At 73.2% G+C, this 21410-nt stretch carries 16 protein-coding genes and 1 pseudogene; 12 read left to right on the top strand and 5 right to left on the bottom strand.

Features of this window, described 5'->3' with window-relative positions:
- Positions 1-400: 400 nt before the first annotated feature.
- Both NQZ70_RS31245 and NQZ70_RS31240 read left to right on the top strand, forming a co-directional pair.
- Positions 401-784 (top strand): phage holin family protein, encoded by a 384-nt coding sequence (locus NQZ70_RS31245; protein WP_165374264.1) that lies wholly within the window; start codon positions 401-403, stop codon positions 782-784.
- Positions 781-1131 (top strand): hypothetical protein, encoded by a 351-nt coding sequence (locus NQZ70_RS31240; RefSeq protein WP_129577482.1) that lies wholly within the window; start codon positions 781-783, stop codon positions 1129-1131. Before NQZ70_RS31245 ends, NQZ70_RS31240 begins: the two co-directional genes overlap by 4 nt.
- 88 nt (positions 1132-1219) lie before the next feature.
- Here NQZ70_RS31240 and NQZ70_RS31235 read toward each other — a convergent pair whose 3' ends face one another.
- Entirely contained in the window at positions 1220-1882 is a 663-nt protein-coding gene (locus NQZ70_RS31235; protein ID WP_165374263.1) for a glutathione S-transferase family protein, read from the bottom strand.
- Positions 1883-2276: 394 nt separating this feature from the next.
- On the opposite strand from NQZ70_RS31235, the gene NQZ70_RS31230 reads away from it, so the two are divergent.
- Positions 2277-4244: an ATP-binding protein gene (locus NQZ70_RS31230; RefSeq protein ID WP_129577480.1), complete on the top strand. Its 1968-nt coding sequence runs from the start codon at positions 2277-2279 to the stop codon at positions 4242-4244.
- Between the two features lie 30 nt (positions 4245-4274).
- Here NQZ70_RS31230 and NQZ70_RS31225 read toward each other — a convergent pair whose 3' ends face one another.
- Positions 4275-5711: an amidase gene (locus NQZ70_RS31225; protein ID WP_129577479.1), complete on the bottom strand. Its 1437-nt coding sequence runs from the start codon at positions 5709-5711 to the stop codon at positions 4275-4277.
- Positions 5712-5884: 173 nt separating this feature from the next.
- Between NQZ70_RS31225 and NQZ70_RS31220 the strand changes: the two genes are divergently transcribed.
- On the top strand, positions 5885-6673 hold the full coding sequence (locus tag NQZ70_RS31220; RefSeq protein WP_237244208.1) for a VOC family protein: 789 nt from the start codon (positions 5885-5887) through the stop codon (positions 6671-6673).
- Positions 6674-6753: 80 nt separating this feature from the next.
- Here NQZ70_RS31220 and NQZ70_RS31215 read toward each other — a convergent pair whose 3' ends face one another.
- Positions 6754-7920, bottom strand: coding sequence for a hypothetical protein (locus tag NQZ70_RS31215; protein ID WP_129577478.1), 1167 nt, complete (start codon positions 7918-7920; stop codon positions 6754-6756).
- Between the two features lie 172 nt (positions 7921-8092).
- Between NQZ70_RS31215 and NQZ70_RS31210 the strand changes: the two genes are divergently transcribed.
- The 8 genes from NQZ70_RS31210 to NQZ70_RS53515 all read left to right on the top strand — a co-directional run bounded on the left by NQZ70_RS31210 (position 8093) and on the right by NQZ70_RS53515 (position 19976).
- Positions 8093-8959 carry an N-formylglutamate amidohydrolase gene (locus NQZ70_RS31210; protein WP_237244207.1) on the top strand — a complete coding sequence of 289 codons (867 nt, stop codon included), beginning with the start codon at positions 8093-8095 and terminating at the stop codon, positions 8957-8959.
- A gap of 347 nt (positions 8960-9306) precedes the next feature.
- Complete coding sequence (locus NQZ70_RS31205; RefSeq protein ID WP_129577477.1) at positions 9307-11742, top strand: type VI secretion system Vgr family protein; 2436 nt, start codon at positions 9307-9309, stop codon at positions 11740-11742.
- A 6-nt stretch (positions 11743-11748) separates the two neighbouring features.
- Positions 11749-14421: a DUF2169 domain-containing protein gene (locus tag NQZ70_RS31200; RefSeq protein ID WP_129577476.1), complete on the top strand. Its 2673-nt coding sequence runs from the start codon at positions 11749-11751 to the stop codon at positions 14419-14421.
- Entirely contained in the window at positions 14418-15518 is a 1101-nt protein-coding gene (locus NQZ70_RS31195; RefSeq protein ID WP_129577475.1) for a pentapeptide repeat-containing protein, read from the top strand. Before NQZ70_RS31200 ends, NQZ70_RS31195 begins: the two co-directional genes overlap by 4 nt.
- Before the next feature lie 97 nt (positions 15519-15615).
- A complete protein-coding gene (locus NQZ70_RS31190; protein WP_129577474.1) occupies positions 15616-16335 on the top strand; it encodes a DUF3540 domain-containing protein in 720 nt (239 codons plus the stop codon).
- Between the two features lie 51 nt (positions 16336-16386).
- Complete coding sequence (locus NQZ70_RS31185; RefSeq protein ID WP_129577473.1) at positions 16387-16779, top strand: DUF4150 domain-containing protein; 393 nt, start codon at positions 16387-16389, stop codon at positions 16777-16779.
- 23 nt (positions 16780-16802) lie between these two features.
- Positions 16803-18470: a hypothetical protein gene (locus NQZ70_RS31180; RefSeq protein WP_207217531.1), complete on the top strand. Its 1668-nt coding sequence runs from the start codon at positions 16803-16805 to the stop codon at positions 18468-18470.
- 732 nt (positions 18471-19202) lie between these two features.
- Complete coding sequence (locus NQZ70_RS53515) at positions 19203-19976, top strand: transposase (protein WP_408022443.1); 774 nt, start codon at positions 19203-19205, stop codon at positions 19974-19976.
- A gap of 447 nt (positions 19977-20423) precedes the next feature.
- On the opposite strand, the gene NQZ70_RS31170 is transcribed toward NQZ70_RS53515, so the two are convergent.
- A complete protein-coding gene (locus NQZ70_RS31170) occupies positions 20424-20756 on the bottom strand; it encodes an RNA polymerase sigma factor (protein ID WP_129581684.1) in 333 nt (110 codons plus the stop codon).
- Between the two features lie 178 nt (positions 20757-20934).
- A pseudogene (locus tag NQZ70_RS31165) lies at positions 20935-21348 on the bottom strand (M48 family metallopeptidase); the annotation flags it as partial.
- Positions 21349-21410: the final 62 nt, after the last annotated feature.

Raw genomic sequence — 21410 nt, 5'->3', positions numbered from 1 at the left:
CGATCGCCGCCGCCCCGATCGGGCCGCGTCGCCCCGGCCGCGACGAGCGTCCGACGCAGCTCACCCGGGCGTCGCAGCCAGCGCCGGCAGAGCGCCCTGCCGCACCGCGGCGGAGCGCCGGCCGCCGGCGCGGCGCTCGCGGCGCATCGGGCGAGCCGCCCTACGCTGCACGCGCAGGCTCGCCACATGTGGCGCAAAGGACGCTGCTATCGACTCGGAAGACCTGTCAGTCCGCGCAGCGGGGAGCCTCCCACCAACTCTCTGACTGGTCCGATGGATGCATTGGCACCTCCCACGACTGGCCGTTGACGGAGCTGACCGATGCGGACGAGCGGATGAGCCCGCCGGCGAGGCGCCGGATGGAGGGTTCCCCGGCCGACCCACCCCACGCGAGGAAGCCATGGCGAACAACCATCAGCCCAAGGAGAGCGGGCTCGTCGAGCTCGTGAAGGACGCCATCCAGGACACGCAGGAGCTGATCCGGATCGAGGTCGCGCTCGCGAGGAACGAGACAAAGCGGGACGTCGCCAAGTTCAAGGATGCGGCCATCGCGTTCGGCGTGGCCTTCGCCGCCGCGATCCTGACGCTGGCGATGCTCCTCGTCGCGGCGGCGCTCGCGATGGGCGGGCCGGTCCCGGCCCTCGTCATCGCGGGTGTCCTGCTCGTCACGGCGGGGGTCGCCGGGCTCGTCGGATACCGGCTCATCCCGCGGGAGCCGCCGCTCGACGCCACGAAGGAGCACGCCGAGGCCCAGGCCAACCTGCTGAAGGAAGAGATCGCATGAGCACGAACACCGATGGCATCGACGACCTGGAACACCGCGCCGCCCTGCTCCGCGAGAGCGTCCGCGCGAGCCTGGACGAGCTCGAGCGGAGGAACGAGGAGGAGGTCGTCGCGGCCCGCGGCGCCGCAGGGCCCGCGGTCAGGGACAAGGAGGCGAAGGACTCGCCGGAGCGCGAGCGCCTCGAGCAGCGGGCCGACGCGGTCCGCGAGCACCTCGTGAGCCGCGTCGGCGAGATGGAGCGGCAAGCGCGAGCGAAGGTCCTGCCGCTCGCCGCGATCGGCGGGGCCGTGCTCGTCGCGCTGACGCTGGGCCTCGGCTACATGGTCTACAAGACGCTGCGGCGATAGCGCCGGACGCGCCCGCCCGCGGCCGGCTGGGCCAGCGGCGCGCCCGCTCGCCGTCCGGGCGCGGACCGCGCGCCGGGGCGATGCGCGCTCAGGGGCGGGGAGCGGCCGTGGGCAGGCGGTGCGCCGTCTCGACGATCGAGGGGCGGCTGGCCACGGCGGCCCAGAAGGCCGAGAGGGCCGGGCGCCCGGGGCGCCAGTCGCGCTCGGGCCAGCGGAAGTCGAGGTAGCCGAGCAGGCACGCGGCCCCGACCTCGGCCATGGTGAAGACCTCGGTCGACAGCGGCTCGGTCTCGAGCGCGTCGAGCGACGCGGCGATCGCCTGTTCGAACCGCGGGGTCATCGGGTCCGGCTGCGCCGCGGCGCGGCGCTCGGCGGCGAACAGGCGCCCGGCGGCCGTGGCCGCGCCGTCGGTCAGGCCCTGCAGCCGCAAGGCGCGGCGACGCTCGCGGCCGGAGCGGGGAACGAGGCGCCCGCCGCCGGCGCGCTCGTCCAGGTGATCGCAGATCGCGGACGATTCATAGAGGATCTCGCCGTCGTCGAGGACCAGGGTCGGCACCTTGGCCAGGGGGTTGACCGCGCGCAGACGCGGGTCCGTCCACGGATCGGTCTCGACCAGCTCGATCTCACCTGCGAGGCCCAGCTCCTGGGCGGCGATGCGGACCTTGCGGGCGAACGGAGAGGTGAACGCGAGCCACAGCTGCATCGGCGAAGGATGGCCGATCCCGGCGATGGACGACAGGCCTCGTCCCACGCTCGCCCTCCGCCCGGCCATCACGGCTCGATCGTCCTCTCTCTCTCATGGATCTCTCCTCGGCGTGAAACGTTGTTTTGCATGAGCGACTGGGAGCCACGCCGCGACAGCCATGTTGCGCAATGCCGAGAGGAGGGGAGGCCGCTCCGAGGGCCGGGCAGCTCGGCGCGGCCTCCTCGTCCCGCAGCGCCAGCTCGATCGGCTTGCGCCCCGCGAGCGGCGGACGCCAGGGCGCCGCGCCCCTGCGCGCACGACGTCGCGGATCCGCGTGGATCGCCGGTTGCTTCTCCTCGGGCGCGCCACCGCAGCGCCGAGGTGAGGACCTCGATCGAACCCTCCTGGCACGCCGCCCGGCCGCGAAGCGAGGAGTCGCTGGAAGAGAGGCGTGCGTCCGATGGACCAGGAACAGAGAGCCCGACAGGATATGTGGCAGCGTGAGCTCTATCGGTTGCTCGTCGAAAACACGAAGGATTACGCCATCCTCATCGCCGATCCGGCCGGCGACGTCATCGCGTGGGGCGGGGGAGCCACCGAGGTCCTCGGGTTCACCGAGGAGGAGATCCTCGGAAAGTCGCTCGAGCTGATCTACACGCCCGAGGACGTCCGGGCCGGCGTGCTCGCCGACGAGATGAGGACCGCCCTGGCGCAGGGCCGGGCGTCCGACGATCGCTGGCACCTCCGGAAGAGCGGCAGCCGCGTCTGGTGCAGCGGCATCATGACGCCGCTCAGGGACGAGGCGAACAACCTGCGCGGCTTCGCGAAGGTCGTGCGCGATCGGACGGAGCGCCACCTGGCAGACCTGGCGCTGCGCGAGAGCGAGCAGCGGCTGCGGGTCGCGCTCGACGCCGCCAAGATGGGCACCTGGCTCTGGAACATCGCCGAGGACAGAGAGACCCTGGACAGGAGCCTGGAGCGCCTCATGGGCGCGGCGCCGGACACGGACGTGCGCACCCTCGAGGACTTCATCCAGCTCATCCACACCGACGACCAGGCGGCCGTGCGGAGCGCCTTCCAGGCCGCGCTCCGCGAGGGCACGGAGCTGACCGTCGAGTTCCGCATCGTCGAGCCCGATCGCTCGGTCCGCTGGCTGCGCGACCAGGGGACGATCCTGCGCGATGCGCGCGGGAGCCCCGTCGCCATGACGGGCGCGTGCGTCGACATCACCGAACGGAAGCTCCTCGAAGAGGCGCTCCAGCACCGAGCGGAGCAGCTCGCCGAGGCCGACCGGCACAAGGACGAGTTCCTGGCGATGCTGGGGCACGAGCTGCGCAACCCGCTCGCCCCGGTCCGCAGCCTCCTGGAGGTGATGCGCCAGAAGCCGTGCGACGCCGAGCGCCTGGAGAAGGCCTACGCCATCATCGACCGCCAGGTCGAGCACCTCGTGCGGCTCGTCGACGACCTGCTCGACGTCTCGCGCATCACGCGCGGCATGATCCAGCTCCACAAGGAGAAGGCGGAGCTCGCCGCGATCGTGGGCCAGGCCGTGGAGGCCGTCCGCCCGCTCGTCGAGGAGCGCGACCTCGAGCTGATGATATCGCTCCCGATGAAGGCCGTGCACCTCGAGGTGGACGCGACCCGGATGACGCAGGTGATCACGAATCTCCTGCACAACGCGGCCAAGTACACGGAGCCAGGGGGCCACATCTGGGTCACGGGCGAGCGGACGGGGGACGGCCTGGAGATCCGGATCAAGGACACCGGACAGGGCATCCCGCCGCGCCTCCTGCCGAAGTTGTTCGATCTGTTCACCCAGGGAGACTGCGGGCCCGACCGGTCCCAGGGGGGGCTCGGCATCGGTCTGACGCTGGTGCGCCGCCTGGTCGAGATGCACGGAGGGTCCGTGCGCGCCGTGAGCGACGGGCCGGGGAAGGGGAGCGAGCTCATCGTGCGGCTGCCGGCGCAGACCCTCGTGGCCGACGCCGGCGGCGCGGGGACGCCCTCCGCGGCGCTCCCGCAGGCGCGCCCGGCTCCCGCGAGCTCGAGGCGCATCCTGGTCGTCGAGGACAACCCCGACGTGGCCGAGTCCCTCGTCATGCTGCTGCAGGCCCTGGGCCACGAGGTCGCCATGGCGAGGAGCGGCCCCGAGGCGCTCGCGGCGGCCCCGGCGTTCCTCCCGGACGTCGTGCTGCTGGACATCGGGCTGCCCGGGATGGACGGGTACGAGGTCGCCAGGCAGCTCCGCCGGCGGCCCGAGCTGGAGCGGGCGCTCCTCGTGGCCCTGAGCGGGTACGGCCAGGAAGAAGATCGGCGCCGCTCGCGGGCGGCCGGCTTCGACCATCACCTGGTCAAACCGGTCTCGCGCGCGGTGCTGCAGCCGCTGATCGCCGCCGGACAGCGCCGGCTCGCGCAGAACGTCAGCTGAGCCGGACGCGCGCGGCGCGGGGACGCCCGCTCACTTCGCGCAGATCCCCGGCCGGCGCTTGTCCCACGGCGCCGCCTGCTCGAGCTGGCCGGCGAGCCGCAGCAGCGTCGCGTCGTCGGCGTACCGGCCCGCGAACTGCACGCCGACCGGCACGCCGTCGGCGCTCACGTGGAGCGGCACCGACATGGCCGGGCTCCCGTTCACGTTGAACAGGGGCGTGAACGCCGCGAACTCGAAGATCCGGTCGAGCCAGCCCTCGGCGCTCACGGTCGGATCGTTCGCGTCGAGCGTGCCGAGCGGGATGGGGAGCGTGGCCAGCGTCGGCGTGAGCAGGGCGTCGAACTGCGTGAAGAACTGCCCGAGCTGCCGCGCGAGCTGGTCGCGCGCGACGAGCACGTCGTGCAGATCCACGGCGCTCATCCGCCGGCCGGCCTCGGCCATGGTCAGCGTGGTCGCCTCGAGGGTGTCGCGCCCCGCCGCGAGCCCGTACAGCGGGCAGACGCGGTCGAACATGTGGGCGTGGTACGACAGCAGCATCCGGAAGGCGATCCGCACCTTGTCCCACGCGATCTCCGGCCGCGCCGGCACGACCTCGTGCCCCAGCTGCTCGCAGAGCGCCGCGGCCCGGCGCACCGCCAGCTTGCACTCGTCGTGCACCGGCACCCCGCTCCAGGAGGCGTCGGTGAACGCGATCCGCAGCCGCCCCGGCGGCGTGCGCGCCTCCTCCAGGAACGACCGCGGCCCCGACGCCGTGAAGTACGGCGCGCCCGCGTCGAGCCCGGCGATCGCGTCGAGCAGCGCCGCGCTGTCCCGCACCGAGCGCGTCAGCACATGGTCGGTGGCGAAGCCCATCAGGACCTCGCCCTCGATCGGCCCGGTCGGGACGCGGCCGCGGGTGGGCTTCAGCCCGAAGAGGTTGCAGCACGACGACGGGATGCGGATCGACCCGGCGACGTCGTTGCCGTGGGCCATCGGCACCATCCGCGCCGCCACGGCGGCGGCCGCCCCGCCGCTCGAGCCCCCGGGCGTGCGATCCGGGCGCCACGGGTTGCGCGTCGGCCCGTGCGCCGCCGGCTCGGTGACCACGTTGAGGCCGAGCTCCGGGGTGTTCGTCTTGCCCAAGGCCACGAGCCCCGCGCGCCGGAAGCGCGTCATGAGCTCGTCGTCCGCGGGCGAGACGAGGCCCTGAAACAGCCGAGAGCCCATGCCGGTCGGCGTGCCCGCGACGAGGATGCCGAGGTCCTTCACGAGGTACGGCACCCCGGTGAACGGCCCCTCCGGCAGCCCCGCGCGGATCGCCCGCTCGGCGTCGTCGCGCAGCGAGGAGATCACCGCGTTCAGGGCGGGGTTGACCTGCTCGATGGCGGTCGAGGCCACGTCCATCAGCTCGGAAGGGGTGACCTCGCGCCGGCGGACCAGCTCCGCGAGGCCCAGGGCATCGAAGGCGGTGTACTCGGAGATCTTCATGGTGCAGGTCCCTTATACGAGGCTCCCGCGCGCGGCGGATGGAAGAAAGAAGCGACGCCGCGCAATGCGCGCCGGTCGGCGCGGCGGCGCGGCGGCGCGCGCCGGGACCACCGTCGATGGCGGGCGCCGTGATAGGGTCGCCGCCGTTCACGCCACCGCACGGAGGACCTCACATGAGCACGATTGAGCGGCATACCCCGGGGACCCTGTCGTGGGTCGATCTGATGACGCCCGACCTCGACGGCGCGATGAAGTTCTATGGCGCGCTCTTCGGGTGGACATTCGAAGTCGGCCCGCCGGAGCACCACCACTACACGACGTGCAGCCTGGGCGGGCGCCGCGCGGCCGGCATCAGCGAGCGGCCGGCGGGCGCCACGTTCCCCTCGGTGTGGTGCGTCTACTTCGACGGCGAGGACGCCGACCGGATCGCCGAGCGCATCCGCGCGAACGGCGGGCAGGTGATGATGGGGCCGATGGCCGTGGCGGATCACGGGCGCATGCTCATCGCGTCCGACCCGACCGGCGCCGCCTTCGGCGTCTGGGAGTCGAAGAGCCACACCGGCGCGCAAGCCATCCTCGAGCACGGATCGATGATCTGGCACGAGGTGAACACCCGCGATCACAAGAGGGCGGCGGACTTCTACTCTCGCGTCTTCGACCTCGAGGCGCGGAAGCTCGACGCGCCCGGGATCGACTACGTGACGCTCCACAAGGGCCAGAAGACGGCGGGCGGCGTGCTCCAGATGAACGAGCGGTGGCCGGCCGAGGTCCCGCCGCACTGGATGACGTATTTCGCCGTCGACGACCTCGACGCCGCGCTCGCGAAGGTCGAGGCGCTGGGCGGCAAGGTGCAGGTGCCGCCCTTCGACTCGCCGTATGGTCGGCAGTCGGTCGTCACCGATCCCTGGGGCGCGGCCTTCACCCTCATCAAGCCGAGCATGCTCGCGAACGCGGGCGGCTGACCGCGCCCGAGCGCGCGCCGCGCGGGCGGGGGCATGATCGGCGTGCCCCCGCTCGCCGGCGCGGGCGGGCCGCGCGGCCGTCAGCCGGACGAGGTCTCCCGGCGGCGGCCTTCCGGGCGCTTCGGGGCCTTCTTCGCCGCGGCCGCCTGCGCCCCGGGCTCGACGTCGGGCAGCTTGCCGCTCCCCTGATCGACCACCTTCTTCTCGTACCAGGGCCGCGCGCTGTGCGCGCGGATGAGGTAGGCGAACGCGAGGACGCCGAGGAGCGGCAACGCGACCCAGGCCGCGGAGTGGGCCGTCACGTCGGGGCCGACCGCGCTGGCCGACGGCCACGACGGGACGTGGCGCGCCTTCAGCGCGTCGCCCTGCCGGAGCCGGGCGAAGGCGGCGTGGGACACCTCGTCCGAGAAGACGGCGCCGCCCTCGCTTTGCTGCACGGTGACCATGTGGTGGTCGGTGTCGCCGTCCTCGACCTCGCGCAGCTGGGTCACGCGCACATCGACCGTCTCCCCCAGCCAGCGGCGCGCGTGGAACCCAGCGAACGCGGCGTTGAACGCGATCGCCGCGAACGCGGCGAGGGCGGCCCACCGCAGGTGGAACGCCGCCCGGCGCGCGAACCGCTGACCGAGCGGCTCGGACGAGAGGAGCATGCGCCGCCCGTGCGAGGGGGGCACGAGCAGGAATCCCTGCGCCACGCCGCGGTATCCCTGGGTCGGCGCCTCAGGATCGGGCGCGCGCCGGAGCTCGCCGACCGCGAAGACCTGCTCGCCGGGCACGAGCTCGGCCACGCGGACGCGCTTCGTGCGATCGACCAGGATCATGCCGTCGAGCGCGTCGACGAGCATCACGTCCTCGCCCGGCTCCACGCGGACGCGCGCGCCCGAGGCGTGGCGCAGGTAGAAGGGCTGCACCCGGACCTTGCGATCGGTCTCGGACCACTCGTGGCTCCAGACGCCGGAGCTCTCGGTCTCGGACCCCTCCTGCTCGACCTCGATGCGCACGGCCACGTCCGCCCCCTGCGCCCGCTCGACGGTGCCCATGACGACGGCCTCGCCGGGCGCGAGCGCGACGCCGGGATCGAACGACGCCTCGGCCCGCGCGGCGGCGCGGCGCTCGCGGAGCGACAGCCGGATCGCGTAAGCGGCGAGGACGAGCAGGCCGGCCGTCGCGACGCCGTCCACCAGGACCGACGATAGCCAGGCGTCGAGGTGGTGGTCGCTGACGAGCGCCAAGAGGCGGTGTCCCATGGCCCGCCATGAGAGCGCAAAGCGGGGCGCCCGTGCGAAAAACCCGGCGGCGCCTCGGCGCTGTCACGCGCGCGGAAGATCGCCGGAGGGCGCGTCGGTCCGGCGCTCCCCGCGAGGGCGCGGGAGCCCGTTCCCTCCCGCGCGTCCCGCGCGTACACCCGCGGAGGTGACGATGTCCGCGCCGCCGCCTCCGTTCCGCCCGTTCCGCGTCCACGAGCCCGCCGCGCCGGGGCCGGTGGTCGTCGAGGTCCCGCACGCGGGCCTCGCCGTGGACGAGCGCGCGGCGCGCTTCACGCGGGTGCCGGAGCGCGCCCTCGTGGCCGACGCGGACATCGCGGCGGACGCGCTCTTCGGCGACGTCGCAGAGGAGGGCGCCGCGCTCGTGGTCGCGACGGCGAGCCGCTTCGTCATCGACCTCAACACGGCCCCGCGCGTGCCCACGCCCTACGAGGACAAGCTCCCCTACGGGCTGCGGGAGGTGCGGCGGCGCTCGGCGAGCGGCGAGGCGTGGCTCGACAGCCCGCCGCCCCGCGCCGAGGTCGAGCGCCGCGTGCGCGAGGTGTTCGAGCCGTACCACGCGGAGGTCGCCGCGCGCCTCGCCGCCGCGCGCGCGCGCCACGGCGTGGCGATCCTCGTGTCGGCGCACAGCTACCCCGACGTCCTGTTCCCGCGCGCGGCCGACGTCGTGCTCGGGACCCGGGGCGGCGCGAGCGCGGCCGGCTGGGCGCGCGACGCGGTCGCCGACGTCGCGCGCGCGCACGGCCTGTCGCTCGCGCTGGACGACCCGTTCCCCGGCGGCCACGCGATCGAGCGGCACGCGCGCCGCGACGAGGGGGGGCACGCGCTCCAGGTCGAGCTCGCCCGTCGGCTCTACTGCGACGCCCGCTCGTTCACGCCTCGCCCCGAGGACGTCGCGCGCCTCCGGGCCTTCGCGCGCGGCGTCGTGGCCGCGCTCGCGGCCGCCGCGCGAGGCCACGGCGCGATGGCGCCGCGCGAGGACGCCGCGCCGCGCGATGAAGGCGCCGCCATGGCGCGATGACGAAGGCGCGACGATGCCGCCAATGGCGCGATGACGAAGGCGCGACGATGCCGCCAATGGCGCGATGACGAAGGCGCGACGATGCCGCCATGGCGCGATGACGAAGCCGCCATCGCGCGATGACGCTGCACAAAACCGCCACCGCGCGGCGGCGCGGCGCAAACACGCGGTGCGCGCCCGTCGTCGGCGCTGCGCGGTCAGGCGCCGGATGCGCACACGTACGCGCTCATCCCACCGCCGGATCCGCTGCTTCGCGGCGCCGCCCGGGAGCAGCCGAGCGTTGACGCCGCGGCGCAATGCGCCGAGATTCCGCCGTCAACACTTAGGTCTGGGACGGGAGACTCTTGATGCGCCACGACGGTTTCACGCTCTCGTGCTCGGCGCTCGCCAGCGTCGCTTTCATCGGCTTCCGGGGCACCGAGCACGTCTCGCAGCCGTACGAGTTCGAGCTCTTCTTCTCCGTCCCCGCCAACACCGACGTGCGCAAGGCGGTGGGCGAGCGGGCGACCGTGCGCGCGAACCGCGGCGAGGGGAACGACCCGTTCGTGCTGCACGGGGTGATCGCGAGCGTGCGCCTCCTGCACCAGAACGCGGATCGGGCGCTGTACCAGGCGCTGCTCGTGCCGAGGCTCTGGCTCCTGCGCCACTTCTGGCGCAGCCACGTCTTCACGAACCAGGCCGTCAAGGAGTTCCTCTCGGCGACGCTCCAGAGCGGCGGGCTCGCGACCAGCGAGTTCCGCTTCTCGATCGACGAGGCCGACTACCCGGTCGAGGAGTTCGTCGCGCAGTACCGCGAGACGCACCTCGCGTTCTTCCACCGGTGGCTCGAGCGCGAGGGGCTCTACTACTACTTCGAGCACCCCGAGGACGGGCCCGGCGAGGTGCTCGTCATCGTGGACGACCGCGGGCTGCACGACGACTTCCCGGGCGGCGGCGCCGTGCGCTACGTCCCGCTCTTCGGCGACGACGTGACCGCGCCGCCGGGCCTGCACCACCTCGAGCAGGACGTGCAGTGGCTCCCGAAGACGGTCACCATCGCCGATTACAACTACTCGAACCCGTCCGCGTCGGTGAGGGGCGAGAGCAGCATCACCCAGAACGGCCTGGGCGCGATCCGCGAGTACGGCTTCCGCGTCTTCATGCAGAGCGACGCCGAGCGCCTCGCGCAGGTGCGCGCGCAGTCGATCGGCTGCCGCGAGGTGACCCTGCGCGGCAGCGGCGACGTGCTCGGCCCGCGCGCCGGGTACCGGCTCTCGCTGGAGGACCAGCCGGGCGACGTCGGCGAGGAGTGGCTCGCGCTGGAGGTGCACCACGCCGCGTCGGTCGCCGGGATCACGCCGGAGATCGCGAAGCTCACGCGGCTCTCGGACAAGGACATCTACGGCGTGAAGCTGCTCGCCATCCCGGCCGACGTGCAGTTCCGCGCGCCGCAGACGACGCCGTGGCCGCGCATCTACGGGTTCGAGAACGCCGTGGTCTGCGGCCCCGCCGACAGCCAGTACGCCCAGATCGACGCCGACGGCCGCTACCTCGTGCGCTTCGAGTTCGACACGAGCGGCCTGCCCGACGCGCGCGTCTCGACGCGGGTGCGCATGATGCAGCCCCACGGCGGGACGACCGAGGGCTTCCACTTCCCGCTGCGCAAGGGCACCGAGGTGATGATCGCCTTCCTCGGCGGCGACCCGGACCGGCCGTTCATCGCCGGGGTCGTGCCGAACGCGCACCGGCCGAGCGTCGTCGGCGAGCGCAACCTCAGCCAGAACATCATCCGGACGGGCAGCGGCAACCAGCTCGTGCTCGAGGACGAGCAGGGCAAGGAGTTCATCTTCCTCCACACGCCGAACAACCGCACCGGCATCTACATGGGCACGCCGAGCGGCGGCCACTCCTCGGTCTACACGGGCGACGGCGAGACGCAGGTCGGCACGTTCCTGTCCCCCGAGAACGCCGACCCGGCGATCGCGGGCAGCAGCCTCGTCGACGTCACGTTCAGCTACCTCGAGACGACGTGCGGCGACGGCGGGTCCTGGATCGGCGGCAACTCCTGGGAGAACGTCGCCGGGCAGAAGTTCAGCATGGTGGTGGGCGACCTCTGGGCGGGCGTCGGCGCGACGTACACGCTCCAGGTCACCGGCGCGGCGACGGAGACGTACTACGCGACGCGCACGACCACGATCAAGACGGGCCGCGTGGACACCGTGGAAGCCGGCGGCATGAAGCAGACCATCACCGACGGGATGGAGCTGACCATCACGAGCGGCGGGATGAAGCACGACGTCCACGGCAAGTTCGAGCAGACGATCGAGCCGGAGGGCTCGTCGACGGTGACCGGGCCGTGGAAGCACAAGGTCACGGCCGAGAGCTTCGACGACTACCAGAGCTGGAAGACGGAGGTCGCCACCACCTGGAACGGCCACTTCGGCGACAACGTCGAGCTGAAGAGCGACACGAGCTTCGTGATCAAGGCGCCCAAGGCGAAGATCACGGCCACCGACCTGAAGTGGGAGGTGCTCGGGCTGACGTTCGACATCACGCCGAACAAGCACGAGCTCTACCTCTACAAGGGCGCGAGCGGCGTCCTCAAGACGGACCACGCCGTGATCTACCAGGCGGCGTACGGGCTGAAGCTCGACTTCGCGCTCGTGAAGATCGAGAACGCGGGGGCCAAGAAGTACACGTACGGGGCGCTGATGAAGCAGACCGGCGCCTACCTCAAGCAGCAGGCCATCGGCGCGGTCATCGGGGCGGTCCTCGCGCACCAGATCGCCGTGACGAAGCTCTGAGCGCGGATGAGAGTCGTCAAACCCCTCAAGGTCCCCGCGCTCACGCGCGTCGTCGAGGTCGCGCGGCGCCTCAGGTTCCACGTGGGCGCCATGGTCGCGTTCCCCCTCGACGCGCCGCGCGCGCTCGTCGACGAGATGACCTTCTGGCAGGCCGCGACCGCGGAGCTCGGCGGGATCGCCCTCGACGACGGCATCGCCAAGGCGCGCGGCGAGCTCCTCGTCGCGGGCCGGTGCCACGCCCCGGAGGGCCGCCGCGTCGCCGCGTCGTTCGTCCGCGCGCGGCTCGGCGGTATCGACAAGCGCCTGGCCGTGCTGGGCGACCGGCACTGGACCGGCCGCGGCTTCACCGAGCCGGAGCCGTTCGCGGAGATGCCCATCGACTGGGCGCACGCCCTCGGCGGGCCGAAGGACCCGGCGAACCCCTACGGCAAGGGGATCGAGGAGGTCGAGCGCGGCGGGCAGCGCGTCCGGCCGCTCCCGAACGTGGAGCACTACGGCGCGCTGATCCGCTCGCCCGGCGACCGGCCGGGCCCGGCGTGCTTCCTCCCGATGGACGTGACCTTCGCCCAGCGCCGCGCCCGCGCGGGGACGTACGGCGCGGACTACGCCGAGGCGTGGGCGCCCGGGCTGCCGCCGGACGTCGATCCGACGTTCTTCAACGTCGCGCCGAGCGATCAGTGGAGCGCCGAGCCGTTCCGGGGCGACGAGGCGTTCCTCGTGGAGAACATGCACCCCTCGCGCCCGCGCATCGAGGGCGCGCTCCCCGGCCTGTGCGCGCGCGTGCTCGTCACCCGCCGCGACACGGGCGGGGAGGCGTTCCTGGAGCTCCCCGTCCGCTGCGACACGGTGTGGCTCTTCCCCTCGGCCAACCTCGGGGTCGTGATCTTCCACGGCTCGATGCCGGTGGCCGAGGACGACGCGGCCGAGATCGCCGACCTCGTCGTCGCCTGCGAGGAGATCGGCCGCCCCCGGCCGATCGAGCACTACCGCGAGGCGCTCGCCCGGCGGCTCGACAAGGACCGGGGCGCGATCGCGTCGCTCAGCGACAGCGATCTCATGCCGCCGCGCGAGTCGGGCGTCGCGGCGAACATCGCCGGGCTCGACCTGATGCAGTGGGTCAAGAGCGAGAACCTCGCCGCCAAGAACCAGCGGCGCGGCGCGGAGCGGGAGCGCGAGCGCCGCCGCGAGGAGCTCCTGGCCGACGGCATCGATCCGGCGCGCTACGGCCTCGACGCGCCCCTGCCCGAGGACGAGGGGCCGCCGCCGGTCGACGATCTCGACGCGCTGGTCGTGTACCTGGACGCCGCGGCGCGGAAGCTCGAGGACGAGGAGGCCAGGGCGAACCGCCTGAAGGCCGAGGCCGAGGCGCGCATGAAGACGCGGGCCGTGGAGATGGGGGTGCCCGAGGAGACGCTCCGGCGCGGCGAGGCCGAGGAGGAGCCCCCCGGCGGCCCGCCGCAGTTCTCGGCCAAGGCGCAGCTCGAGCAGTACGCCGAGCTGGCCGAGGCCGCGCGCCGCGGCGGCGTGCCCAACCGCGAGCTCGAGGCGATGCTCGCGGATCCGGCGTTCCGCGAGCAGCTGGTCCGCCTGGAGCAGACGGCGCGCGACGGCTACCGCGCCTCGGCGCACGTCACGCCGCCCGCGCCGCCGATGACCGCCGAGGCCGCGCTGATGGCGCGCGTCGTCATCGAGGCGGCGCGCGAGGCGCGCGAGCCGCTCGACGAGCGCGATCTCACCGGCGCCGACCTGCGGGGGGTCGACCTGCGCGGGATGAGGCTCGCGCGCGCGTTCCTCGAGGGGGCCGACCTGCGCGGCTGCGACCTCTCCGGCGCGGTGCTCGAGGGCGCGGTGCTCGCGAAGGCCGACCTCACCGGCGCGAACCTCACGGGCGCGCGGCTCCGGGGCGCGAACCTGGGCAAGGCGAACCTCGAGCGCGCCGTGCTTGCGGACGCCGACCTGACCGAGGCCGTCCTGATGGGCGCGAAGCTCGCCGGCGCGAAGCTCACCGGCGCGCGGCTCGAGCGCGCCGACGTGCTCCAGGTGAGCTGGGAGGGCGTGGATCTCTCCGGCGCCGACCTCGCGGTCTGCACGTTCCTCCAGGCGAGCTTCGCCGGCGCGAACCTCGCCGGGGCGAACCTCGAGCGGGCGATGCTGCTCGAGTGCTCGCTCGACGGCGCGGACCTCTCGGGCGCGCGGCTGCACAAGGCGACGCTGATGAGCTGCACGGCGGCGCGGGCGCGCTTCACGGGGGCGCGCTTCTCCGAGGGGGTCGCCATCTACAAGAGCGGCCTGCCCGAGGCCGATTTCCGCGACGCCGTGCTCGAGAAGACCTGCTTCCGGACGACGGACCTGCGCGGCGCGCGCTTCGATCGCGCCCAGATGACGATGACCGATCTCTCCGAGGCGGACGCGACGGGCGCGATCTTCGACCGCGCCGTCCTGAAGGGCGCCCTCCTGATCCGGGCGACCCTGGACCGCGCCTCGCTCCGCGGGTGCAACCTGACCGACGCGATCCTCTCGAAATCGCGCCTCTCCGGCGCGGATTTCACCGGCGCCCAGCTCTGCCGGGCCGATTTCAGCCGCGCGCGCGGGGACGGCCGGACGACCTTCGCCGAGGCGGCGGTCGACTTCACCCGGTTCGACCGGCAGGGCGCGCCGGCCGCTGGAGGCGCGACATGAACCGCGACGAGCTGCTCGACAAGGTCCGTCACGGCGAGCCGATCGAAGGCGAGGACCTCTCCGGGCTCGATCTGACGGGCGCGGATCTCTCGGGCGCGGTGTTCGATCGCGCGCGTCTGCCGCGCGCGATGCGGGGCGCGCTCATCAAGGAGTCGACGCTCACCGGGTGCGATCTCTCGGGCGCGGACATGACCGGCGCGGAGCTGCACCTGACGAGCTTCTACCAGACCCGCCTCGACGGGGCGGCGCTCTCGGGGGCGCGGCTCATCGCCGCGAGCTTCGTCGAGTCGCCGTTCGAGGGCGCGGCGCTGTCGGGCGCGGAGGCGCAGGTCGCCACCTGGTCGAAGTGCGCGCTCGATCGCGCCTCGTTCGAGGGGGCGAACCTCGACCGCGCGAACCTCATCGAGGTCACGGCCGGCGGCGCGAATTTCTCCCGCGCGAACCTCGAGAAGGCGACGATGTACAAGCTCGACCTGCGCACGGCGCTGCTCGACGGCGCGAACCTGACGCTCACGACGCTGCTCGAGTCGGAGCTCGGCGCGCGGGCGTTCCAGGGGATAAGGCTGTTCCGCACGCAGTTCATGCGCGGCAGCGTCGCGGGCTCCAGCTTCGCGGGCTGCGACGCGACGGAGTGCAACTTCACCGGGGCCGACGTTTCGGGCTGCGACTTCAGCGACGCGGTCCTGACGCAGGCGCTCTTCGGCGAGGCGAAGGCGGCGCGGGCGCGGTTCCCGCGGGCGAGGCTGAAGAACACGATCTTCGAGCGGGCCGCGCTCGCGGAGGCCGATTTCTCGGGCGCGGAGCTGGTCGAGGCGTACCTCGCGTCCGCCTCGTGCCCCGGCGCGCGCTTCGTCGGCGCCAAGCTCGCGTACGCGGACCTCTCGCACTGCGATCTGTCCGGCGCCGACTTCACGCAGGCGTCGATGTTCCGCGCGAAGCTGCACCGCGCCCGCCGCGACGGCGCGCGGCTGCCGGCCGGCGCAGGGTGGCTGGGCGACGACGAGAAGCTCGCCGCGCTCGAGGACTGGAAGCCGAAGCGCGGTGGCGAGCGTGGCGAGCGTGGCGAGCGTGGCGATCGTGACTTAGAGCGCCCGTGAGGCGCGAGATGCCGTTGATTCCCCTCGAAAATTGCCCGAAACTAGCGTGCCGGTCTGCACGTCCCGAACGGGCGGCGCCGGGCCGAGGAGATCCGAGATGCAGAGCACGGCGGCCCGCGAGCCCCTGACGGTGGCACACGACGACAGCGCGCAGGACGACCTCCTGGCCGCGGTGGATCTGCCGCCGGTGGAGGCGGCGCCGCGGCGCGCGCCGTCGCTCGAGACGGGCGTCGTCCGGGGCACGGCGTCGGGGCTCCTGGTCGAGCTCGGCGGCGGCCCGGTGCTCGCGCGGCGCGCGAAGAGCTGCCTCGTGGCGCCGGACGCGGGGGATCGGGTGCTCTGCGCGAAGGACGGCGACCAGGTGTTCGTCCTCGCGGTGCTCGAGGGCGAGGCCGGCGCGACGACGCGGGTGGTCGCCGAGGGCGACCTGAAGGTGCAGGCCACGGGGCGCCTCGGGCTCGGCGCGGGGGATCAGATCGAGATCGCCGCCGCCCGGGAGCTGGGGCTGTTCGCGGGCAAGCTCCAGGTCCGCGCGCAGGCGGCGGCCGCCGCGATCGAGGAGCTCGGGCTGGTGGGCCGGTCGCTCGAGGCGCACCTGCAGAAGGCGGTCGTCGTGGCCGAGCGCATGGAGGCGCGCGCCGATCGCCTCGTGCAGCGGGCGAAGCAGGCGTTCCGCTTCGTCGAGGCGCTCGAGCAGGTGCGCGCGGGGGTCTTCGACCTGCGCGCCGAGGGGCTCGCGGCCGTCCGCGGGGAGAACACGATCGTCGCCGCGCGGACGCTCGCGAAGCTCGACGGCGAGCAGGTGAAGATCGGCTGAAGGCCCGCGCCGCGGGGCGCCGCGGACGCCGGAAGGACGAGGGGTGAAGCGATGCTCGCGAAGACGACCGCAGGGGGGATGTGCTTGGCGTTCCCCGACGTGTGTTTGACCCCCACGCCGGCCCCGGTGCCGATCCCGTACCCGAACATCTCGCTGCACCCGATGAGCGTGCTGTTCGTGCCGAACGTGCTGGTCACGTGCGCGCCGGCGCACAACATGCTGACCGTCGCGCCGCTCACGATGGGGGACAACCCGGGCGTCGCGCTCGGCGTCGCGTCCGGGATGGTGATGGGCCCGTCGCGCAACATCACCGCGGCCTTCACGGTGATCGTCGGCTGCGCGCCGATGACGCGCCTGACGAGCCTCTCGCTGCAGAACAGCACGAACGCGGTGGGCATGGCGATCGTGCCGAGCGTCACCACGGTCATCGTGCTCTCCCCGTGAGCGGCGCGCGCCCTTTGCCCGCGATGGCAGCGACCACCTCCGAGAGGAGCTCGCTCGCCGAGGCGATCGCGAAGCTCGACGCGGCGATGCGCCCGCTGCGGGGCAGCAGCGCCGATCCGGAGCGGCGCCGCGTGGCGGCCCGGCTCGCGGACCTGGCCCGCTGCGAGGACGGCGAGCTCGCGGCGTTCTCGAGCCGGCACTTGCCCGGGCGCGCGGTGGACGAGCCGGCGCTGCGCGCCGCGCGCGAGATGATCCTGGCGATCGGCCGGGTCCTCGGCCCGGACGGCGAGAGCGCCGAGGCGATGGGCGCGCTCCAGGACGCGCAGCGCGCGCTCGACGAGCGGCTGGCCGAGGCGAAGCGGGCCGCGGCGCAGCGCGAGGCCGAGGCGGCCGCTGCCACGACGGGCGCGCCGGCGCTTGTCGAGGCGTCGGGGCCGCTCTCGTGGCCGGGCGGGGGATTGCCCTTCGTGGCGGCGCCTGCGCCGGTGGCGGCGCCCCCGCCGATGGGCCTGGCTGCGCTGGCCGCGGTGGCGATGCCTGCGCCGGTGGCGATGCCGGCGGCGGTGGCGATGCCGGCGGCGGTGGCGGTGCCGGCGGCGGTGGCGATGCCGGCGGCGGTGGCGGTGCCCGCGCCGGTGGCGATGCCGGCGGTGGTGGCGGTGCCCGCGCCGGTGGCGGTGCCCGCGCCGGTGGCGGTGCCCGCGCCGGTGGCGGCGCGCGAGGCGGAGGATGCTGCTGCCGTGACGAGCGCGCCGGCGCTGGTCGAGGCGTCGGGGCCGCGCTCGCTGCCGGGCGGGGGATTGCCCTTCACGCCAGCGCCGGTACCCGCGGCCGTGCCTGTGCCCGTGCCTGCGGCCGCGCCCGCGGCCGTGCCTGTGCCCGAGCCCGTCGCGGCGTCGGTTCCCCGGAAGGAGCCGCCGCCTTCCAGGACAGAGCCGCCGTCCTCCAGGACAGAGCCGCCGCCTTCCAGGACAGAGCCGCCGTCTTCCAGGACAGATCCTCCGGCGGGGAGCGACCAGCGCAGGCTCTTCAGCAAGACGCTCCCCGACGCGGAGAGGTTCGTCGGCTCGGCGCTGCCGTTCATCCCGGTGGCCTCCGAGGAGCGCCCGCGGCCGGCCGTCGCGCACTTCGATGCGGCCCTCCCGTTTCAGCCCGTCGCGAGCGACGGGACGCCGCCGCGCGAGCCTCCTCCGGCGGCGGCGCACCACGGCCCCGCGGCGCCGCCCCACCACGAGCGCCCTCCCGTCGCTGCCGGCCCGAGCGCCCCGCCGTCCTCGGCGCCGAGCCTCTCGCCTGCGGCCACGCCGAGCGTCCCGCCCGCGGGCCCGCCGAGCCTCTCGCCCGCGCCCACGCCCAGTGTCCCGCCTGCGGCCATGCCGGGCGCCCACGCGGCCCCCGCGCAGAGCGTCCCGCCGCCGTCCGCGCCGGCCCCTGCGAGCGTCGGCGATCCGCTCAGCATGCGCTCGCCGCCGCCGCTCACGCTCAACCAGTACGCCGGCCTCGTCGTCGCGTGCGAGCTGTACCCCGCCTACGTCGAGAGCACGCACGCGCGCTACGGCGTCCCGACCCCCGCCGCGCGCGCCGCGCTCGACGCCTTCTGGGCAGCCCGCCTCGCCGCCGATCCCGCGCTCGCCCAGCGCTGGCCGGAGCTCTGCGAGGCGGCGCGCAGGTACTTCCTGCAATCGCGCTGAGCGCCGGCGCTGCCCGCGCGGCGCCTCGCGAGGAATCGGCATGATTCGTCGTGTGCACGCATCGCCATGTTTCCTCGCGTGGACGCATCGCCATGGGTGGAAGGCGCAAGAGAGGAAATGACGTGCGCAAGACAAACTCTGAGAATGTCCCGCTCCACAATGACGCCAGGAAGAGATAGCCTATCTTCCCTTCTTACGCCTTTGCGCCTTTGCGTGATCTATCTTGCTCTTCGGGCCGCTCGCGACTGCTAGTTCTACCCACCAGGAGTCCGGTCGGGGATCCGGAGGGAGAGTTCAACGTAAAGGCGAAGGCGCAAAGGCGCAAAGGCGCAAAGGCGCAAAGGCGCAAAAAGAACAATTATTATGCCTTTGCGCCTTTGCGCCTTTGCGCCTTTGCGTTGAAATTTCTCTTCGATCGCGAGGCAGATCCCTGGCGGGACTGTTCCGCGGCGCTGAACCGTCGCGATCCGTCGCTTCCCCGGGGATTTCGGGAGAGCGTGACGACGGATCGCACCTCCTAGATGGAATGAGGCAGCCCACGGCTGCGCCTGGACCCATGATGCCGACCGCACCGACCCGAGCCTCTGCTCGACGCGTTCGCGCGGCGGGGCCTGCGAAGGCAGCCCGCCGCACCGTGGAGGTCGGCCCATCGGCAGCCGAGGGTGCTGGAGTGCTCAGAGGCGTCAAGGGTTCGCGAGCGGAGCTCGCCGGCTCCGCCGCCCTTGACTCCCCCTGCGCGCTCCAGCCGGACAAAGCTGCGGGCGATGGGCGGACGGAGGCCTCCGGCGGGGGCTCCAGGTCGGTCAGGTCCTAGAGCACGCCGTCGGGCGGATGCTCCGTTACCTCCGGCGGCACGGGCATCTCGAGATCGAGCACGACGTCGAGGAGGACGACGAGCGCGAGGCAGCGCTCTGTGCCTCCGCCATCTCGGGACGAGAGCCGCCCGCCGGCCCGCAATGGCTCCGCGGGCTCTCCTCGTATTGTCCGAGCGCGCTCGCGTACGACAAGCCGCTGTGCGCTGCGCTCGATGGCTTCACCTTGCACGCAGCGACGTGCGCCGGTGCGCGCCATGCCGCGGCGAGGGAGGCGCTGCTGCGTTACGTGCTGCGACCCCCGATCGCAAACGAGCGCGTCGAGCCGCAGCAGGACGGCCTGGTGCGGCTGTCGCGGAGGCGCGCCTTCGCTGACGGGACTGTCGCGGTGGACATGGATCCGCTCTCGCTCTTGTGCCGCCTCGCGGCCAGCGTTCCGCCGCCGCGCTTTCACACCGTCAAGTACGCTGGCGTGCTCGCCTCAGCAAGTCCATGGCGCAAGCGTATCGGACCGCGCCCTGCGAAGCCAGAAGAGCCTACGAAGGCGGACGATGACGCCGCTCCGAAACGCAAGCGTGGCGGCTATCGGGCGGTCGACAAACCGCGCCGAGCTCTTGCGCCGCACATTTGCGATCGATGTCCTCGAGTGCCCAACTTGCAAGGGGCGGATGAAGCTCGTCGCCATGGTCACTGAGCCCGGGACATCGTCCGCTTCCTCTCCGCGCTCGGCGAGCCGACCGATGTTCCAGCACGCTCTCCCAACCGGGGACCACCGTACTGGAAAAGCACCGTTGTGCGCCGCAAGGCGCTCGGTGACGCCGTATCGCGTCTCGCGACGCGCCTCCCGGGCCAGACCAATGCCCGGACGGACACGTGTGCCCACGGCACGCCGATGCGCCCCTTAGCGCGCGCGGCGCCGCCCGGACCACGCTCTTTCGACCCAGGACCGAGCCATGACGACGCTCGCGGTCCCACCCTTTCGCTCTGCCGCGCTACACTTCCTCGCGCTGCGATCCGGCTTGATTTGCCTACGCGCTGCGGCCCGACGCCGGGGAGGCCGAGCACCATCTCGATCAAGCCGGCCTCGGTCGCGGTAGGGATCTCTGCCGTCGTCTGAGTGGTGCGTCGACGCTGGCGCTGCTCATCGTGACCACCTCCGCCAGCGGGTGAGCGAGCGGGCGAAGAGGCGGCGTGCGAGGCGGAGGCGTGTGGCCACCGTGGGCCTCGGGATCCCGAGCGCCTCGGCAATCTCGTGCATCTCGAGACCGGTCGCGACGAGCGCCAAGACCTCACGAAGCTCAGGGCGGAGACGGTAGAAGGCGCGGAGATGCCCGCGCGCGACGAGGCGATCCTCCTGGGAGGGCGCAGCGAAGGCCGAGAGGCGGTCAGGATCGACCGGGAGGCGTTCGTGCCGGCGGTACGCCTTATCGCGGTAGTGCGAAGCCTGTCGCGAGGCGACACCGGTGAGCCAGATGCCTGGCCGAGGTTAGGTCACGGCAGGCTCGATTGCACGCGCCTCGCCAGACTGCTGCACGCCTGGCGAGAAGGAGCGGCGGTGGGGCGAGAGGGGGTCACCACAGAAGCGCTGGCCCGAGCTCTCCCAGGCGGGCCCTACACGCCTCGTAGTCGGGCATCACCCTGCCGAGCGCTGCTCAAAAATCCCGCCCATGGCGATCGTGGATCAGGTGCGTGTGCTCGTGGGCGAGCACGTAGTCGACAAGCGCCCTCGGCGCCTGCACGATGCGCCAGTTGAGCCGGAGAACGCCGCGGGAGCAGCTCCCCCAGCGCTTGGCCTGGTCGGTCACCAGGAGGCGCCGGAACGACACGTCGAGCCGCTGCGCCCACGGCGCGGCCCACGCGGGGAGGCGCTCCGTGGCCCGCCGCCTGTACCAGTCGACCAGTGCCGCCCGCGCGTACGCGCCGTGGTGCTCGGGCGCGAGCCCCCGAGGGAGCGGCAGCTCTAGCCATCTGCCGCGGAGGGCCAGCGGGCGCGGGTCCTGCTCGGGGAGCAAGCGGAGCCGGAACTGCCGCCCGAGATAAAGGACCGACTCTCCGCTCACGAACTCTCGCGCGCTGCTGGCGGGGGGCGGGAGCTGCTAAAGAAATCCACGCGGCGTCCGTCGACATC

Source organism: Sorangium sp. So ce836, assembly GCF_028553905.1.
Taxonomy (GTDB): domain Bacteria; phylum Myxococcota_A; class Polyangia; order Polyangiales; family Polyangiaceae; genus Sorangium; species Sorangium cellulosum_D.
Note: the sequence above shows the minus strand (reverse complement) of the source record. Positions and strands in the feature narration are given on the sequence as shown.

Coding starts and splice junctions, on each gene's coding strand:
- NQZ70_RS31245 (WP_165374264.1), top strand. CDS start 401: ATGGCGAACAACCATCAGCCCAAGGAGAGCGGGCTCGTCGAGCTCGTG.
- NQZ70_RS31240 (WP_129577482.1), top strand. CDS start 781: ATGAGCACGAACACCGATGGCATCGACGACCTGGAACACCGCGCCGCC.
- NQZ70_RS31230 (WP_129577480.1), top strand. CDS start 2,277: ATGGACCAGGAACAGAGAGCCCGACAGGATATGTGGCAGCGTGAGCTC.
- NQZ70_RS31225 (WP_129577479.1), bottom strand. CDS start 5,711: ATGAAGATCTCCGAGTACACCGCCTTCGATGCCCTGGGCCTCGCGGAG.
- NQZ70_RS31220 (WP_237244208.1), top strand. CDS start 5,885: ATGAGCACGATTGAGCGGCATACCCCGGGGACCCTGTCGTGGGTCGAT.
- NQZ70_RS31215 (WP_129577478.1), bottom strand. CDS start 7,920: ATGGGACACCGCCTCTTGGCGCTCGTCAGCGACCACCACCTCGACGCC.
- NQZ70_RS31210 (WP_237244207.1), top strand. CDS start 8,093: ATGTCCGCGCCGCCGCCTCCGTTCCGCCCGTTCCGCGTCCACGAGCCC.
- NQZ70_RS31205 (WP_129577477.1), top strand. CDS start 9,307: ATGCGCCACGACGGTTTCACGCTCTCGTGCTCGGCGCTCGCCAGCGTC.
- NQZ70_RS31200 (WP_129577476.1), top strand. CDS start 11,749: ATGAGAGTCGTCAAACCCCTCAAGGTCCCCGCGCTCACGCGCGTCGTC.
- NQZ70_RS31195 (WP_129577475.1), top strand. CDS start 14,418: ATGAACCGCGACGAGCTGCTCGACAAGGTCCGTCACGGCGAGCCGATC.
- NQZ70_RS31190 (WP_129577474.1), top strand. CDS start 15,616: ATGCAGAGCACGGCGGCCCGCGAGCCCCTGACGGTGGCACACGACGAC.
- NQZ70_RS31185 (WP_129577473.1), top strand. CDS start 16,387: ATGCTCGCGAAGACGACCGCAGGGGGGATGTGCTTGGCGTTCCCCGAC.
- NQZ70_RS31180 (WP_207217531.1), top strand. CDS start 16,803: ATGGCAGCGACCACCTCCGAGAGGAGCTCGCTCGCCGAGGCGATCGCG.